Below are 16,214 nucleotides of genomic sequence, written 5' to 3' on the forward strand. Positions count from 1 at the left end.
GAGGTCGACCACGGGCCGCGGCGGCCCGGCGGTGGGGCCGGCGGAGGGTGCTGTACTGGAGCAGGAGCACCCGGACCGGGGCCGCCGGGCACGGACGCGGCGGGCGGTCGGAGTGGGCTTCCGGCGTGCCGCCCGGCGGATGTCACCACGCCGGCAGCGGGGTGCGGAGAGCCCCGGACGGTGTTGACCAGCGGGAAGGTTGGCAGATAACTTCACCATACGGATTGTTGATTCCGTAAAGCGGAAAGCTTGGAGGGTGTGGGATGGGTCAGCAGGAGAAGGTGGCAACGAGCCTCGCGGGCGCCGTCAGCGAGCAGATCAGTGCCTCCCTCGCACCGGTCGACGCGGAGCTGGAGCGCCGCTACCCCGGGGACCCCGGTACCCGGCAGCCCGTCCACACGGTCTACGTCCCCGGTGACGCCTTCGCCGCCGACACCCTGCGCACCTGGGGCGACCAGGCCCTCGCCCTGCTCGACGAACACGCCCCCGACGCCGCCTCCTTCGCGGCCGTCCTCGGCCTCGCCGACGACCTCGCCGAGCCGGTGTACTCCCGCGTCCGCGCCAAGCTGGAGCGTGAGCCCATCGAGGACCTGCGGGTCGACTTCGAGGACGGCTACGGCCCGCGCCCCGACGCCGAGGAGGACGCGACGGCCGCCCGCGCCGCCCGTCTGATCGCCGAGGCGTACCGGAACGGCACGGCCGCGCCGTACATGGGCATCCGCATGAAGTGCATGGAGGCCGCGGTACGCGACCGGGGGATCCGCACCCTCGACGTCTTCCTCAGCGGCCTGATGGAGGCCGGCGGCCTGCCCGAGGGCCTGGTCCTCACGCTGCCGAAGGTGACCTACCCCGAGCAGGTCAGCGCCTTCGTCCGGCTCCTGGATGCCTTCGAGAAGGCGCACGGCCTGGACGCCGGCCGGCTGGGCTTCGAGATCCAGATCGAGACCAGCCAGTCCATCCTCGCCACCGACGGCACCGCCGCGGTCGCCCGCATGATCCAGGCCGCCGAGGGCCGCGCCACCGGACTGCACTACGGCACCTTCGACTACAGTGCCTGCCTCGGTGTCTCCGCCGCCTACCAGGCCAGCGACCACCCCGCCGCCGACCACGCCAAGGCGGTCATGCAGGTCGCGGCGGCCGGTACCGGCGTCCGCGTCTCCGACGGCTCCACCAACGTCCTGCCGGTCGGCCCCACCGCCAAGGTCCACGACGCCTGGCGGCTCCACTACGGCCTCACCCGCCGCGCCCTCGGCCGCGCCTACTACCAGGGCTGGGACATGCACCCCGGCCACATCCCCACCCGTTACGCCGCCGTCTTCGCCTTCTACCGCGAGGGTTTCGAGCAGGCCGCGGGCCGCCTCGCCCGGTACGCCAACCGCGCCGGCGGCGACGTCATGGACGAGCCCGCCACCGCCAAGGCCCTCAGCGGCTACCTGCTGCGCGGCCTGGACTGCGGCGCCCTGGACATCGCCGAGGTGGCCCGCCTCAGCGGCCTGACCCGCGCCGACCTGGAGGGCTTCGCGGCCCCCCGGCGCGGCGACCTGACGGCGTCCGCGCAGTAGCGCTCGCCGGCCGACGGCGTGGCAGGGCGGGTCTGCCGACAGCCCGGCAGCGCTCGTCGGTTCACGCCGGCCCCGCGCCACCGCGCAGCGGGGCGCCGGTCCGGCTCCGAAGGGAGGGGGTGCCGTCGTCAGTCCGCCGGCGGCAGCTCGCCCGAGCCGCGGGCGATCAGCCGGGTCGGCAGCTCGATCCGTTCCGGCGCGACGAGCGTGCCGTCCAGCTGGCGGAAGAGGCGCTCGGCCGCGGTACGGCCCAGTGCCGCCGCGTCCTGGGCGATGACCGTGACGCCCGGCTGGAGCAGTTCGGCCAGCTCGATGTCGTCGAAGCCGACCAGCGCGACCGGGCGGGACAGACCGGCGAGGACGCGGATCACCGTGACCGTCACCCGGTTGTTGCCGGTGAATATCGCCGTGACCGGGCCGGGGCCCGACAGCATCTCCTCGGCCGCCCTGCGCACCCGTTCCGGATTCGTCGCCCCGAGGGACATCCAGTGCTGCTCGACGGCTATGCCGGCGTCCTCCATGGCCGCCCGGTAGCCGCGCAGCCGCTCGGCCGCGGTGTGGATCCGGGGCATGTCGCCGACGAACCCGATCCGGCGGTGGCCGTGCGCGATGAGGTGGGCCACGCCGTCGCGGGCACCGCCGAAGTTGTCGGAGAGCACCACGTCGGCGTCGATCCGCCCCGCCGGGCGGTCCACGAACACGGTCGCCACACCGGCCCGGATCTCCGGCTCCAGGTAACGGTGGTCGTCCCCCGCCGGGATCACCACCAGACCGTCCACCCGGCGCGCGCACAGCGCCAGCGCCAGCTCCTGCTCACGCTCGGGGTCCTCGGCGCTGGAGCCGTTGATCAGCAGGGCGCCGTGGGCGCGGGCCACCTCCTCGACAGCCCGGCTGAGCGGTCCGTAGAAGGGGTCCGCGAGATCCTCCAGGACCAGACCGATGCTCGCCGTACGGCCCTTGCGCAGCACCCGGGCGCTGTCGTTGCGGCGGAAGCCGAGGGCGTCGATCGCCTCCTGCACCCGGCGCTCGGTGTCCGGGGTGACGCCCGGCTCGCCGTTGACCACCCGGGAGACCGTCTTCAGCCCGACCCCGGCCCGCGCCGCCACGTCCTTCATCGTCGGGCGGTTGCCGTAGCGGGTCCCGGGAAGGCGATCTGCGCGGCGGGTGGTCTCGGGCACGATGCGCTGTCCTGTCTCTCGTCCGTCTCTCACACCGGGGTAGTGCGCGATCCGTGGGCTTGTATGAGGATGTGGCGTCGAGCATAGAGCCTGGACAACGTTGTCAGATGCGAGAGAGACTGTCCACCGCTGTCTGTCGGCCCGCGCCCCCACCGCTCGACCGGCCTGCCTCTTTTCTCACGCTTCAACGGGGAGACCTGACTCTGATGCACACCGACCTCGTGGCGGCCCTGGACATCGGCGGCACCAAGATCGCCGGCGCGCTGGTGGACGACGACGGACGGATCCTGGCCCGGGCCCAGCGCGGCACGCCGGCCCGGCAGGACGGCGAAACGGTCATGCGGGCCGTGGCGGAGGTGCTCGGCGATCTCGCCGGCTCGCCCCTCTGGGAACGCGCCGGCTCGATCGGCATCGGCAGCGCCGGCCCGGTGGACGCCTCGGCGGGCACCGTGAGCCCGGTGAACGTCCCGGGCTGGCGCGACTTCCCGCTGGTCGACCGGGTACGGACGGTCGCCGGCGGCCTGCCGGTGGAGCTGATCGGCGACGGCGTCGCGATCACGGCGGCCGAACACTGGCAGGGTGCCGCGCGCGGCCACGACAACGCGCTGTGCATGGTGGTCTCGACGGGCGTCGGCGGCGGCCTGGTCCTCGGCGGCCGGCTGCACCCGGGACCGACCGGCAACGCCGGTCACATCGGCCACATCAGCGTCGATCTCGACGGCGACCCCTGCCTGTGCGGCGCGCGCGGCTGCGTGGAGCGCATCGCCAGCGGCCCCAACATCGCCCGCCGGGCCCTGGAGCAGGGCTGGCGCCCCGGCCCCGACGGGGACGCGTCGGCCGCCGCGGTGGCCGCCGCCGCCCGTGACGGCGACCCGGTCGCCGTGGCCTCCTTCGAGCGGGCGGCGCAGGCGCTGGCGGCCGGAATCGCGGCCACCGCGACCCTGGTCGAGATCGACATCGCGGTGATCGGCGGGGGCGTCGGCAAGGCGGGCGAGGTCCTGTTCACCCCTCTGCGCAAGGCTCTCACCGACTACGCGACCCTGTCCTTCGTGCAGCGCCTGACCGTCGTACCCGCCCAGATGGGCACCGACGCGGGGCTGGTCGGCGCAGCCGCGGCGGCGCTGACCCGAGGATCGGACGCGACCGCGGCGAGCGTGTAGGCGTCAGCGGGGCAGGCGGGGTGAGCGGTTCAAGCGGTCAAGCGGCTTGAACAGCCCGGGCGGCGTGAGCACTTCACGCCGTCGCCGCCGCCCCCGTCGTCGCCGCCCCGGGCGGGGAGACGAAATCGCGGTGATCCGCGTGACTCCTGCGCACCCCCGCAGTTGATCAGCGCATGAAGAAGCGCAGCATGCTCGCCATCGCCACTCTCGCCGCCGGCTTCGTGGTGGCCGCCGTCACCCCTTCCCACGCCGCGGAGGACACCCCCCTCGACGACCCCAACGTCTCGGCCACCCTCGACACGGTCGGCCACCTCGTGAGCGACGGGAGCCTGGCCGTCGACCACAACCCCCTCGGCCAGGAGTAGCCCCCTCGTCGTACGGCGTGTCGGCCGGTGTCCCCGTCGCTGGGGGGCGCCGGCCCGTCTGTGTACGGGGACAGGCGCCCTCAACGGGACGGGGTTTCCGTGGCAGGGTGGAGCGGGCAAGCCCCAGGGGGCCAACAGAAGAGGGGGAGTCCGTGACCGTCGTCTGGATCAACGGCGCGTTCGGTGCGGGGAAGACCACCACGGCACGCGAACTGATCGAACTGATCCCGAACAGCACGCTCTTCGACCCCGAGGTCATCGGCGGGGCACTCACGCACCTGCTGCCACCCAAGCGCCTCGCCGAGGCCGGCGACTTCCAGGACCTGCCGATCTGGCGCCGGCTGGTGGTCGACACCGCCGCCGCGATGCTCGCCGAGCTGGGCGGCACCCTGGTGGTGCCCATGACCCTGCTTCGCCAGGAGTACCGCGACGAGATCTTCGGCGGCCTCGCCGCCCGCAGGATCGCCGTGCACCATCTGCTTCTCGCCCCGGCGGAAACGATCCTGCGCGAGCGGATAGCCAAGCGGGAGGTCGCACCCGAGACCTCCGACGGCGAACCGCGGACGCGGCAGTGGGCGTACGACCACATCGAGCCCTACCGTGCCGCCCTCGCCGCCTGGCTCACCGCCGACGCCCATCTGCTCGACACCAGCACCCTCACCCCGTACGAGACCGCCGTCCGCGTCGCCGAGGCCGTGCGCAGCGGTGCCGTACCCGTCTGTGACATCGTGCAGACCCCCGAGCCGACCGCCGAGACGCTCGCCGCCGGGGTGCTCCTCTTCGACGAGCGTGACCGGGTGCTGCTCGTCGACCCCACCTACAAGCCCGGCTGGGAGTTCCCCGGCGGTGTCGTGGAGCGGGGCGAGGCACCGGCCCGCGCCGGGATGCGCGAGGTCGCCGAGGAGACGGGGATACGGCTGCGGGAGGTGCCTCGGCTGCTCGTCGTGGACTGGGAGCGGCCCGTGCCACCCGGCTTCGGCGGGCTGCGGCTGCTGTTCGACGGGGGCCGGCTGGAGTCCGGCGAGGCGTCCCGGGTGCTCCTGCCCGGCCCGGAGCTGCGCGCCTGGCGGTTCGCCACGGAACAGGAGGCCGCCGCGATGCTGCCCCCGGTCCGCTACGAGCGGCTGCGCTGGGCACTGCGAGCGCGCGAACGGGGCAGGGCGCTCTACCTGGAGGCGGGCGTACCGGTCGGCTGACGCCCGCCGGGCCGGCCCGCAGCGGGTTCGACGACGTCCGTGCAGGGACGGTGGGCAGGGCCCTCGCCGCAGGGCGAGGGCCCGCCGCCCCCGGCAGGGGGATCAGCCGGCCGCGTAGTTGCGCAGGAACAGCGCCTCGGCGACCGACAGCCGCTCCAGCTCCTCGGGCGACACGCTCTCGTTGACCGCGTGGATCTGCGCCTCCGGCTCGCTCAGGCCGATGAGCAGAATCTCCGCCCGCGGGTACAGGCCGGCCAGGGTGTTGCACAGCGGGATGGAGCCGCCCTCGCCCGCGTACTGCATCGTCTCGCCGGGGTAGGCGACCGCCATCGCGTCGGCCATGGCCTGGTAGGCCGGGCTGGAGGCATCGGCGCGGAAGGCCTGGCCCTGCCCGATCTGCTCGGTGGTGACCCGGGCGCCCCACGGGGTGTGCGCCTCCAGGTGCGCCTGGAGCAGCTTGGTCGCCTCCGCCGCGTCCGTGCCCGGCGGCACTCGCAGGCTGATCAGCGCGCGGGCGCTCGCGTGCACGGACGGGGTGGCGCCGACGACCGGCGGGCAGTCGATGCCGAGGACGGTGACGGCCGGACGGGCCCACAGGCGGTCGGCGACCGAGCCGCCGCCGATCAGCCCGACCCCGTCGAGCACCTTGGCGTCCGCGCGGAACTGCTCCTCGGTGTACTCCAGACCGTCCCACGTCCCCGTGGCGTCCAGCCCGTCGACCGTGGTCGAGCCGTCCTCGGCGCGCAGCGAGTCCATGACGCGGATCAGCGCGGCCAGCGCGTCCGGGGCCGCCCCGCCGAACTGCCCGGAGTGCAGGTTGCCGCCGAGGGTGTCGATCCGCACCCGGACCAGGGTCATGCCACGCAGTGTGGTGGTGACCGTCGGCAGGCCGACGCGGAAGTTGCCCGCGTCGCCGATCACGATGGTGTCCGCCTCCAGCAGCTCCGGGTGCTCCTCGGCGTACCGCTCCAGGCCCCCGGTGCCCTGCTCCTCCGAGCCCTCGGCGATGACCTTGATGTTCACGGGGACGCCGCCGTTGGCCTTCAGGGCGCGCAGCGCGAGCAGGTGCATGATGACACCGCCCTTGCAGTCCGCGGCGCCACGGCCGTACCAGCGGCCGTCGCGCTCGGTCAGCTCGAACGGCGGGGTGGTCCAGGCGGTCTCGTCGAGCGGGGGCTGCACGTCGTAGTGGGCGTACAGAAGAACCGTTTTGGCGCCCTCCGGGCCCGGCAGGTAGCCGTACACCGACTGCGTGCCGTCCGGGGTGTCGAGAAGTGCCACGTCCGTGAATCCCTCGGCGCGCAGCGCGTCGGCGACCCAGTTCGCGGCGGCCTCGCTCTCGCTCCGCGGGAACTGCGTGAAGTCCGCCACCGACTTGAAGGCGACCAGTTCGGCCAGCTCCGCCTGGGCCCGGGGCAGCAGCGCGGCGACGGTCTCGGCGACCGGATTCGACGACATGGGCACGCTCCTCGTAGGTGCGACGTTGTACGGGGTGAGTACACCGATCCTCCCACAGCGGCCTGCGCGGACGGCCGCCGTAGGATGCGACAGGACACTTGGCAGCGGCTTGATCGGAGCGGTAGACCATCGTGAGCGGCGAGAATTCTTCGGCGGACGACGTGCAGCGGGTGTGGGACGTCGTCGTGGTGGGCGCGGGCCCCGCGGGCGCCTCGGCCGCCTATGCGGCGGCGGTCGCGGGACGGCGCGTGCTGTTGCTGGAGAAAGCCGAGTTGCCCCGCTACAAGACATGCGGCGGCGGCATCATCGGCCCTTCGCGCGACGCGCTGCCGCCCGGCTTCGACCTGCCCTTCCAGGACAAGGTGCACGCGGTCACCTTCTCCAACAACGGGCGCTTCACCCGCACCCGCCGGTCCAAGCAGATGCTGTTCGGTCTGATCAACCGGCCCGAGTTCGACCAGCAGCTGGTCGAGCACGCCCAGAAGGCCGGCGCCGAGCTGCGTACGGGCGCCACCGTGCAGCGGGTCGAGCAGCACGGGTCGGCGGTTCCCGACCGGCGGACGGTCGCCGTCGTGCTGCAGGGCGGGGAGACGGTGCTGGCCCGCGCGGTGGTCGGCGCCGACGGCAGCGCCAGCCGGATAGGTGCCCACGTCGGCGTGAAGCTCGACCAGGTCGATCTCGGCCTGGAGGCGGAGATCCCGGTGCCGGAGACGGTCGCCGAGGACTGGAAGGGACGGGTCCTCATCGACTGGGGGCCGATGCCGGGCAGTTACGGCTGGGTGTTCCCGAAGGGCGACACCCTGACCGTGGGCGTGATCTCCGCGCGCGGTGAAGGCGCCGCCACCAAGCGGTACCTGGAGGACTTCATCGCCCGGCTGGGCCTCGCCGGGTTCGAGCCGTCGATCTCCTCCGGGCACCTGACGCGCTGCCGCGCGGACGACTCACCCCTGTCCCGCGGCCGGGTGCTGGTCTGCGGGGACGCGGCCGGGCTGCTGGAGCCGTGGACCCGGGAAGGTATCTCCTTCGCGCTGCGCTCGGGCCGGCTGGCGGGGGAGTGGGCGGTCCGGATCGCCGAGGCCCACGACGCCGTCGACGCCCGGCGCCAGGCCCTGAACTACGCCTTCGCGATCAAGGCGGGGCTGGGGGTCGAGATGAGCGTCGGCAAGCGGCTGCTGGCCCTGTTCGAGAGGCGTCCCGGCCTCTTCCACGCGGCGCTGACCGGCTTCCGGCCGGCGTGGCGGGCGTTCCGGGACATCACGCAGGGCTCGACGACGCTGGGGGAGCTGGTCCGTTCCCACCCCATCGCCCAGCGCGCGCTCGGCGCTGTGGACCGCGGACCGGCCGCGGCGGCGGAGGAAGAGCCCGTCAGTCCGTGACGGTGATCCGGAAGACGGGGTGGTCCCCGGCGCAGGCGATGATCTCGGCGTCGGAGGACTTGGCGGTCACGCCGTCGAAGTACTGGTTGACCTCCCAGCCCCACTTCTCCAGGTAGGTCCGCAGCACGGGGAGCTTCTCGGTGTCGGGAAGCTCCACCGCGGTGAAGGCGTGCACCCGGCGTCCGACGCGCAGTTCGCCGCCGCCCGCGGCGCGCATGTTCCGCACCCATTGCGAGTGCCCGCGCGCGGAGACCAGGTACCGCATGCCGTCGTAGGTGTGCGGGTTGACCGGGATGCGCTGCATCCGTCCGCTCTTGCGGCCGGGCACGGACATCTCGGCGGTGCCCGCGAGGCTCAGCCCATGCCGGGCGAGCCAGCCGATCACGCTGTTCAGACGCGCGTTGAGCGGGCTGCCCTTGAGGTAGTAAGGCGAAGACGACGACATGGTGACCCCCACCGGAGAGTTCGGGAGAGCGGTGCTCTCGCTCGTCTCCAGTGTGGGGGAGCCAGGCGTCCCAGGGCAAGAGCACCGCTCTTGTTTCGTTCCTCTGCTCTTGCTCGTGTGCGGTGCTCTCGTACGTGGCACACTGCGGGTATGAGCACCGCACAGGGCGCCCGCGCGCGGGCCAGGCAGGAGATCACCGCGGCCATCAAGGAGGCGGCGCGCAGACAGCTGGCGCAGGAGGGCGCGGCCAAGCTCTCCCTGCGGGCCGTCGCCCGTGAGCTCGGCATGGTCTCGTCGGCCCTGTACCGCTACTTCCCCAGCAGGGACGACCTGCTCACCGCGCTGATCATCGACGCCTACGACTCCCTCGGGGAGGCGGCGGAGCGGGCCCGGGACGCCGCGTGCGAGGCGCCGCCGGCGGCCCGCTGGATCGCCGTGTGCGAGGCGGTGCGCGGCTGGGCGCTCGGCCATCCGCACGAGTACGCGCTGATCTACGGCTCGCCCGTGCCCGGCTACGCCGCCCCCGACACCACCGTCCCGGCCGCGGCCCGGATCGGGCTCGTCCTCATCGGCATCGTCCGGGACGCCCACCAAGGCCCGGGCCTGACCTACCTGCCCCTGCCCGCCGAGCTGCGGCCCGAGGCCGAGCGGATGGCCGCCGACTTCGCCGCCGACCTGCCGCCCGAGACCGCGGCCCCGCTGGTGGCGGCCTGGGCGCAGCTGATCGGGCTGATCGGCTTCGAACTCTTCGGACAGTTCAACCGGGTGGTGGAGGACCGCGAGGCGTTCTTCCGGTACGCGGCCGGCCGGCTCGCCGAGAGCGTGGGCCTGGCGCCCTGAACCGGGTACTCCCGGGGGAGTACCCGGCCGCACCCCGCTCGGCCGACGCCCCCGGGCCTGGCGGCGTCTAGCGTGGCCTGCATGGACGAGCAGCATCGAGGAGGCCCCTCGCACTGGTGGCGGTACGGGCCCCCGTGGTGGAACCGCCCGGACGACCCGGAGGCGCACCGCGCCCGCCTGCCCTGGCGCTCCACCGTGCTGATCACCGCCGTCGTACTGGCCGGCAGCACCTTCGCCGCGCACGGCCGGCCCGACCGTGTGCCGCTCGACGGCTACGGGCGCGGGCTGCTCCTCGTCGCCGCCCTCCTGCTGCTGTGGCGCAACCGCCACCCGGTGCCCGTCGTGTTCGGCACCGCCGGTGCGACCCTGGCCTACCTGGCGCTCGGGTTCCCCTACGGGCCGGTCTTCCTGACCGTCGCGGTGGCCTGCTTCAGCGCGGTCGTCGCCGGGCACCGGCGGGCCGCCTGGGCGGCCGTCGGGCTGCTGTGGGCCGGACACGTCCTGGTCGCCCTCTGGCTCTACCGATGGCTCCCGCCCGCCGGGGACCACGGCGGGGGTGCGGGCCAGGAGATCGTCGTCGCCGCCTGGGTGCTGGTCGTCGTCGCCCTGTCCGAGCTGGCGCGGGTGCGGCACGAGCAGTGGACGCGCCAGCGCGCGGACCGGGCCGAGGCGGCGCGGCGGCGCGCGGACGAGGAGCGGCTGCGCATGGCCCGTGAGCTGCACGACGTCCTCGCGCACAGCATCTCCGTCATCAACGTCCAGGCCAGCATGGGACTCGCCCTGCTGGACAGCGACCCCGAGCAGGCACGGGCCGCGCTCACCACCATCAGGTCCGCCAGCAAGGAGGCGCTCGGCGAGGTGCGCCAGGTGCTCGGGGCCCTGCGCGCACCGGGGGCCGCGCCGCGTGCCCCCGCACCCGGCCTGGACCGCCTGCCGGAGCTGGTGGAACAGGCCGCCGCGGCCGGCCTGACCGTCCGGACCGAGGGCGCACCGCCCCGGCTGCCGCCCGGCGCCGACCTGGCGGCCTTCCGCATCCTGCAGGAGGCCCTCACCAATGTCGTACGGCACTCCGGTTCACGGCAGGCGAGGGTGCGCCTCGACTACGGCGACGGCGTCCTGCGGCTGCGGATCGACGACGACGGACCGGCGACCGGCGCGGACGCCGGGGGCAGCGGGAACGGGCTGGCCGGGATGCGGGAGCGGGCCGCGGCGCTGGGCGGCACCATCGAGGCGGGCCCGCGCGCGGACGGCGGCTTCCGGGTGCTCGCCGTGCTGCCGTCGGACCTCAGGGAGGGACAGTGATCCGGGTACTGCTCGCCGACGACCAGTCGCTGGTACGGGCCGGTTTCCGGGCCCTGCTCGACGCCCAGCCGGACATCGAGGTGGCCGGCGAGGCGGCCGACGGCGAGGAGGCGCTGCACCGGGTGCGCGAACTGCTGCCGGACGTCGTCCTCATGGACATCCGCATGCCGCTGCTGGACGGCCTGACGGCGACCCGGCGCATCACCTCCGACGCGGGGCTGGCGGACGTGAAGGTGGTCATGCTCACCACCTTCGAGCTGGACGAGTACGTCTTCGAGGCGATCCGTGCCGGCGCCTCCGGTTTCCTGGTGAAGGACACCGAGCCCGACGAACTCCTGCGCGCCGTGCGGGCGGTGGTCGGCGGGGACGCGCTGCTGTCGCCGGGCGTCACCCGTCGGCTGATCGCCGAGTTCGCCGCCCGTTCCAAGGAGCCCGCCGCGGCCGGCGCCCTGGCCCGGCTCACCGAGCGGGAGCGTGAGGTGATGGCGCTGGTCGGCATCGGCCTGTCCAACGACGAGATCGCCCGCCGGCTGGTGGTCAGCCCGCTCACCGCCAAGACGCACGTGAGCCGGACGATGGTGAAGCTGGGCGCCCGGGACCGGGCCCAGCTCGTCGTGCTCGCCTACGAGTCGGGGTTGGTACGGCCCGGCTGGCTGGGCTGAGCCGCCTGCCGGAAGCGCACCAGTACGCCGACGACCCGGGCCATGAACACGACCGGCGCGACCACCGTGCCGAGCCGTAGCAGGACGGTGGACAGGGGGCCGGGCAGGTCGAAGAGGAGCGCGGGTCCGGCCACCGCCCCGAACAGCACCGCCGCGGCGAACGCGGCGCTGACCAGTGCGTAACAGATCTCGACCGTCACCGCGTCCCGCTCCGCCCCGGTACGGCGGCCCCCGTGCGCATACATCCCGTCAGTTTCCCAGACGTGCGCCCGGCGGGCAACGACTTCCCGCCGGGCGCACGCGTGGAGGCGTCCCCCTAGTCGCGGACCGGTACGCGTTCCGCGGTCGCCTCCTTCACGGTGGACCCGGTGACCACCACGGACCGTCCCGGACGGGACCGGCGCAGTCCGGTGAGCGACAGCAGCAGTCCGGCGACGGCGATGACGGTGACCACCGCGAGGCCGGGCCGGTAGCTGTCCAGGACGGCCTGCGGGGTGGCCTGTTCGGGGGCGTGGGCGGTGACGACCGCCGTCACGACGGCGAGGAAGATCGCGCCGCCCACCTGTACCGAGGTGTTGAGCAGGCCCGAGACCATGCCCTGCTCGTGCTCGCGCACACCGCCCGTCGCCTGGACGTTGAGGGACGGGAAGGTCAGGGCGAAGCCCGCGCCGACCAGCAGCATGGTCGGCAGGATCGCCGTGGCGTAGACCGGGTGGAGGTCGACGCGCAGGAACAGGGCGTATCCCGCCGCCATCAGCGCGAAGCCGAGCACGATCAGCCGCGCCGTCCCGAACCGGTCGATGACGGCACCGACCTTGGTCGCCGAGAGCGCCACCAGCGCACCCGCCGGCAGGAACGCCAGCGCCGTGTGCAGGGCCGACCAGCCCAGCACCTGCTGCATGTAGAGCGTGACCAGGAACTGGAAGCCCACGTAGCTGCCGACGAACGTGAGCGCGCCCAGCTGCGCCCGGACCTGGGGGCCGGAGCGCAGCACGCCGAGCCGGATCAGCGGGCTCGGACTGCGCCGCTCGACGACGACGAAGACGGCCAGCATGACGGCGACGGCGGTGAAGGACAGGACCGTGCGGGCCGAGGCCCAGCCCGCCTGGGGCGCCTCGACGACGGTGAACACCACCAGCAGCATCGAGGCGGTGCCGAGGACGGCGCCCGGGACGTCGTAGCCGCCGTGGCCGCGCTCACGTCCGCCGCGCGGCAGCAGCTTCATGCCCACGAGCAGGGCGAGCAGGGCGATCGGTGCGGGCAGCAGCATCGTGAGCCGCCAACTGGCCTCGGTGAGCAGGCCGGAGAAGACCAGACCCATGGAGTAGCCGGTGGCACCGCAGGTGGTGTAGATGGACAGGGCCCGGTTGCGCAGCGGGCCCTCGGGGAACGTCGTGGTTATGATCGACAGGCCGGCCGGGGCCGTGAACGCCGCGCTGAGGCCCTTGACGAAGCGGCTGGCGATCAGCAGCGGGCCCGAGTCCACGAGCCCGCCGAGCAGCGAGGCCACCGCGAAGACGCCGAGCGCCACCAGGAACACCTGTCGTCGGCCGAGCAGGTCGGCGGCCCGGCCGCCGAGCAGCAACAGGCCGCCGTAGCCCAGGATGTAGCCGCTGATGACCCACTGGAGGGCCGAGGTGGACAGGTGGAGGTCGGAACCGATGGACGGCAGTGCGACGCCGACCATCGACACGTCCAGCGCGTCCAGGAACATCGCGGCGCACAGCACCAGCAGGGTGCCCCACAGCCGTGGCGTCCAGCGGAGCGCCGGGGACGTGGCCGCGGGGAGGTTGAGCGGAGAGGTCATGCCGACGACACTACATGCGCATGCATTGAATGCAAGCGCATTTAATTACGGTGCAACAAATCGGCTTCTCTGCTACGGTGCGCTCATGGCGGCGAACGAAGCCGAGCAGGGGCTTGTCGAGCAGTGGCGGGGCGTCTTGGCCCTGCATGCCCGCACACAGTGCGAGCTGGACCGGGCGCTGCACGGGCACGGCCTGTGCGCGAGTGACTTCGAGGTGCTCGACCTGCTCGCCGAGGGTGCGGCGGCGGACGGCGGCTGCGCCTACCGGGTGCAGGAGATCTCCGACCGGGTCCACCTCAGTCAGAGCGCACTGTCCCGGCTCATCGGCCGCCTGGAGAAGGACGGCCTCGTGGACCGGGCGATGTGCGCGGAGGACCGGCGCGGGGTGCGGGTGGCGCTCACGGCGAAGGGGCGCGCGCTGCACGGCGAGGTACGGCCGGTGCAGCGCGCGGTGCTGGCCCGGATGCTGGCCGACGCCGGCTGACCGGGCCTCAGATCCCGGAGCGCTCCCGCCACAGATCTGCCAGCGAGGAGTCGCCTGTCACCTTCGGCACGGCCGTCCGGTTCCACAGGGCCAGGTACAACTCGTCGGCGGGGCCTGAGAGTTCGGCCTGCGCCTCCCCCTCCGCCGTGCACACGGTCACCGGCGGCTCGGTCGTGAGCCGTACGGTCCACACGGCGTCCGCCTCGCCCTGCGGGCGGACGGCCCGCAGCCGCAGCACGCGCGGCTCCTCGCTGCGCAGTCGGCTGCGGGAGCGGGCGTGGAAGCCGCGCAGCAGTTCGTCGACACCGTCCACGGCGAAGTCCGGCGCGACCGGGGACGGGGTGCCGCCGCGGGCTGCCTCGGCGTCGTAGCGGTGCACGGTCGTCTCGTGCGCCTGCCGCCGGGTCCAGAACGCCAGGGGTGACGGGCTGGGCGCGCGGTGGAAGGTCCAGCACTCCAGGTCGGCGGGGGCGGCGGCCAGGGTGTCCACCAGCAGACGATGGCTGTCCCGGTACCAGGCCACCAGCTCGGCGCCGTCCAGTTCCGGCGGGTCCTCGACGGGGCGCGGGGCGGTGTGCCCTCCGGCGACGAGACCGGCGGCCCAGCGGTGCACCGAGCCGGTGTGCCGCAACAGGTCGCGTACCTGCCACTCGGGGCAGGCCGGAACCTTGGCGTCGGGCCCCGCGGCAGCGGCGGCGGCCGCGAGCGACCGGCCCTCGCGGTCCAGGGTCTCAAGGAAGTCGGCAGTCTCCATGGGCCCGAGTGTGCCGGACCCGGCCCATCGCCGGGTCTCCCGGGCCGGTCGCTCGCCTCCGGCACGGTCGGCGCGTGCGGCGCGGCGCCGTCACGACCCGCGCGGGAGCACTCCCGGGCGGCACCCCGGTACGCACCTGGAGGGCCGAACGCCGATGAGTTCCGCCGAGCTTCGGGGTCGACCTCGTCACACCTGATCGACCTGATCGACCTGATCGACCGCACTCCCGGGAGAGCATCATGACAGCCACCTACACCTTCGACGTCTTCTCCAGCCTCGACGGCTTCGGCGGCGTCAGCAGCGGCAGCTGGGGCGGCTACTGGGGCAAGCAGGGCCCCGAGCTGCTCAGGCACCGCCTCGCGATGTACGGCGAGGAGCAGCGGATGGTCTTCGGGGCGGTCACGTACCGGGCGTTCGCGCAGCTGCTGGCCGAGAGCACCGAGGAGTCCGGGGTGCGCGACCCCTGGGTCGCCCGGATGAGGAGCATGCCGGCGACGGTGGTGTCGAGCACGCTGCGTGAGCCGCTGGACTGGCCGGACGCGACCGTCGTGCGCGGCGACGCCGTCGACGTCGTCGCCCGGCTCAAGGAGGAGTCCGCGGTGCCGTTGCGTTCGCACGGCAGCCTGTCGCTGAACCGGGCGCTGATGGCCGCCGGCCTGGTCGACCTCGTCCAGGTGACACTCTTCCCGGTGATCACCGGTCGGACCGGGGACGCCCCCGTCTTCCGGGGCGCGGCCGACTTCGATCTCGAACTGATCCGGAGCCGGACGCTCGACGGCCACATCCAGGAGCTCACCTACCGGCCCACCCTGCACGTCTGAGCCTTCCGGGCTGAGCCTTCCGGGCTGAGCCCCCCCGGTCCGCCCCCGGGCTGAGCCCTCCGGGCGCCGGTCGAGCAGTCGGCGCCGGCAGTCGGGCCGGCCCCGCGGGCGGCCGCAACGGAAGTGCTGGCCGAGTGGTGCCCCGGGGCGCGGGCGCGGCCTCCGACCGGGCATCCAGGCAGGAACCCACCGGAGTGGTGCCCCGAGGCGTGGACGCGGCACCTGCCGGTCGGCGTCAGTGGCCCAGAACGCGGCGCGTCGACGCCCCGATGACGGTGGCGACGGCGGCCAGGGCGGCCACACTGGTGAGCGCCGTGGGCAGGGAGAACCAGTCGGCCATGAAGCCGATCGCGGGCGGGCCGAGGAGCATGCCGCCGTAGCCCAGCGTGGAGGCGACGGCGACGCCGGACGGCCCGGCCACCGCACCCGCCCGCTCGACGGCGATGGGGAACAGGTTGGCGAGCCCGAGTCCGGTGACCGCGAAACCGGCCAGCGCGGCCCACACGGAGGGCGCGAGCGAACCGAGCAGCATCCCGGCCGCGGCCACCGTCCCGCCGGTGATCACGGTCCGGGACCGGCCGAACCGGGCCAGCAGCACCGACCCCGTCAGCCGGCCGACGGTCATGGCGAGCGCGAAGCACGCGTACCCCGCGGCGGCGGTGCCGGCGGAAGCGGCGAGGTCCTGCTGGAGATGGAGCGCGCCCCAGTCGGCCATCGCCCCCTCGCCGTAGGCCGTGCACAGCGCGACGAGTCCGAAGACCACCACGAGCCCGCGCCCGCCCGGCCCGCCCCCGCGGCCGCCGC

The 16,214-nt window shown here is 73.8% G+C and carries 17 protein-coding genes; 10 read left to right on the forward strand and 7 right to left on the reverse strand.

Annotation, left to right across the window (positions count from 1 at the left end):
- Window positions 1-263: 263 nt before the first annotated feature.
- The gene (locus tag GT045_RS23150) at window positions 264-1,562 is read left to right on the forward strand and encodes an aldolase/citrate lyase family protein (protein ID WP_161335310.1); all 1,299 of its coding nucleotides are present in this window, start codon (window positions 264-266) and stop codon (window positions 1,560-1,562) included.
- 128 nt (window positions 1,563-1,690) lie between these two features.
- Here GT045_RS23150 and GT045_RS23155 read toward each other — a convergent pair whose 3' ends face one another.
- A complete protein-coding gene (locus GT045_RS23155) occupies window positions 1,691-2,740 on the reverse strand; it encodes a LacI family DNA-binding transcriptional regulator (protein ID WP_161298768.1) in 1,050 nt (349 codons plus the stop codon).
- Between the two features lie 206 nt (window positions 2,741-2,946).
- On the opposite strand from GT045_RS23155, the gene GT045_RS23160 reads away from it, so the two are divergent.
- The 3 genes from GT045_RS23160 to GT045_RS23165 all read left to right on the forward strand — a co-directional run bounded on the left by GT045_RS23160 (window position 2,947) and on the right by GT045_RS23165 (window position 5,461).
- On the forward strand, window positions 2,947-3,900 hold the full coding sequence (locus tag GT045_RS23160) for an ROK family protein (protein WP_161335311.1): 954 nt from the start codon (window positions 2,947-2,949) through the stop codon (window positions 3,898-3,900).
- A 173-nt stretch (window positions 3,901-4,073) separates the two neighbouring features.
- Window positions 4,074-4,265, forward strand: coding sequence for a hypothetical protein (locus tag GT045_RS39035; protein ID WP_202515490.1), 192 nt, complete (start codon window positions 4,074-4,076; stop codon window positions 4,263-4,265).
- Window positions 4,266-4,417: 152 nt separating this feature from the next.
- Entirely contained in the window at window positions 4,418-5,461 is a 1,044-nt protein-coding gene (locus GT045_RS23165; protein WP_161290289.1) for an NUDIX domain-containing protein, read from the forward strand.
- Between the two features lie 102 nt (window positions 5,462-5,563).
- On the opposite strand, the gene GT045_RS23170 is transcribed toward GT045_RS23165, so the two are convergent.
- Window positions 5,564-6,919, reverse strand: coding sequence for a dipeptidase (locus GT045_RS23170; protein ID WP_161290287.1), 1,356 nt, complete (start codon window positions 6,917-6,919; stop codon window positions 5,564-5,566).
- A 131-nt stretch (window positions 6,920-7,050) separates the two neighbouring features.
- On the opposite strand from GT045_RS23170, the gene GT045_RS23175 reads away from it, so the two are divergent.
- On the forward strand, window positions 7,051-8,295 hold the full coding sequence (locus GT045_RS23175) for a geranylgeranyl reductase family protein (protein WP_161290285.1): 1,245 nt from the start codon (window positions 7,051-7,053) through the stop codon (window positions 8,293-8,295).
- Here GT045_RS23175 and GT045_RS23180 read toward each other — a convergent pair.
- Window positions 8,285-8,740, reverse strand: coding sequence for a nitroreductase/quinone reductase family protein (locus tag GT045_RS23180; RefSeq protein WP_161290283.1), 456 nt, complete (start codon window positions 8,738-8,740; stop codon window positions 8,285-8,287). The genes GT045_RS23175 and GT045_RS23180 overlap by 11 nt on opposite strands.
- Window positions 8,741-8,890: 150 nt before the next feature.
- Between GT045_RS23180 and GT045_RS23185 the strand changes: the two genes are divergently transcribed.
- From GT045_RS23185 to GT045_RS23195, 3 genes are all read left to right on the forward strand, one after another.
- On the forward strand, window positions 8,891-9,580 hold the full coding sequence (locus tag GT045_RS23185; protein WP_161335312.1) for a TetR/AcrR family transcriptional regulator: 690 nt from the start codon (window positions 8,891-8,893) through the stop codon (window positions 9,578-9,580).
- Between the two features lie 81 nt (window positions 9,581-9,661).
- Window positions 9,662-10,882 (forward strand): sensor histidine kinase, encoded by a 1,221-nt coding sequence (locus GT045_RS23190; RefSeq protein WP_202528790.1) that lies wholly within the window; start codon window positions 9,662-9,664, stop codon window positions 10,880-10,882.
- Window positions 10,879-11,544: a response regulator transcription factor gene (locus GT045_RS23195; RefSeq protein WP_161292742.1), complete on the forward strand. Its 666-nt coding sequence runs from the start codon at window positions 10,879-10,881 to the stop codon at window positions 11,542-11,544. The genes GT045_RS23190 and GT045_RS23195 overlap by 4 nt, the downstream gene beginning before the upstream one ends.
- Here the strand turns inward: GT045_RS23195 and GT045_RS23200 are convergent.
- Window positions 11,505-11,789 (reverse strand): DUF6332 family protein, encoded by a 285-nt coding sequence (locus GT045_RS23200; RefSeq protein WP_161292740.1) that lies wholly within the window; start codon window positions 11,787-11,789, stop codon window positions 11,505-11,507. The genes GT045_RS23195 and GT045_RS23200 overlap by 40 nt on opposite strands.
- 71 nt (window positions 11,790-11,860) lie before the next feature.
- The gene (locus tag GT045_RS23205) at window positions 11,861-13,351 is read right to left on the reverse strand and encodes an MFS transporter (protein ID WP_161335314.1); all 1,491 of its coding nucleotides are present in this window, start codon (window positions 13,349-13,351) and stop codon (window positions 11,861-11,863) included.
- A gap of 85 nt (window positions 13,352-13,436) precedes the next feature.
- Between GT045_RS23205 and GT045_RS23210 the strand changes: the two genes are divergently transcribed.
- Window positions 13,437-13,835, forward strand: coding sequence for a MarR family transcriptional regulator (locus GT045_RS23210; protein ID WP_161292736.1), 399 nt, complete (start codon window positions 13,437-13,439; stop codon window positions 13,833-13,835).
- A gap of 7 nt (window positions 13,836-13,842) precedes the next feature.
- Here GT045_RS23210 and GT045_RS23215 read toward each other — a convergent pair whose 3' ends face one another.
- Window positions 13,843-14,589, reverse strand: coding sequence for a maleylpyruvate isomerase family mycothiol-dependent enzyme (locus tag GT045_RS23215; RefSeq protein WP_161335315.1), 747 nt, complete (start codon window positions 14,587-14,589; stop codon window positions 13,843-13,845).
- A gap of 239 nt (window positions 14,590-14,828) precedes the next feature.
- On the opposite strand from GT045_RS23215, the gene GT045_RS23220 reads away from it, so the two are divergent.
- Complete coding sequence (locus tag GT045_RS23220; protein ID WP_161292732.1) at window positions 14,829-15,410, forward strand: dihydrofolate reductase family protein; 582 nt, start codon at window positions 14,829-14,831, stop codon at window positions 15,408-15,410.
- A gap of 235 nt (window positions 15,411-15,645) precedes the next feature.
- On the opposite strand, the gene GT045_RS23225 is transcribed toward GT045_RS23220, so the two are convergent.
- The coding region (locus GT045_RS23225; RefSeq protein WP_161335316.1) for an MFS transporter at window positions 15,646-16,214 on the reverse strand (569 nt) is incomplete at its 5' end.

Source organism: Streptomyces sp. SID486 (genome assembly GCF_009865385.1).
Lineage (GTDB): Bacteria > Actinomycetota > Actinomycetes > Streptomycetales > Streptomycetaceae > Streptomyces.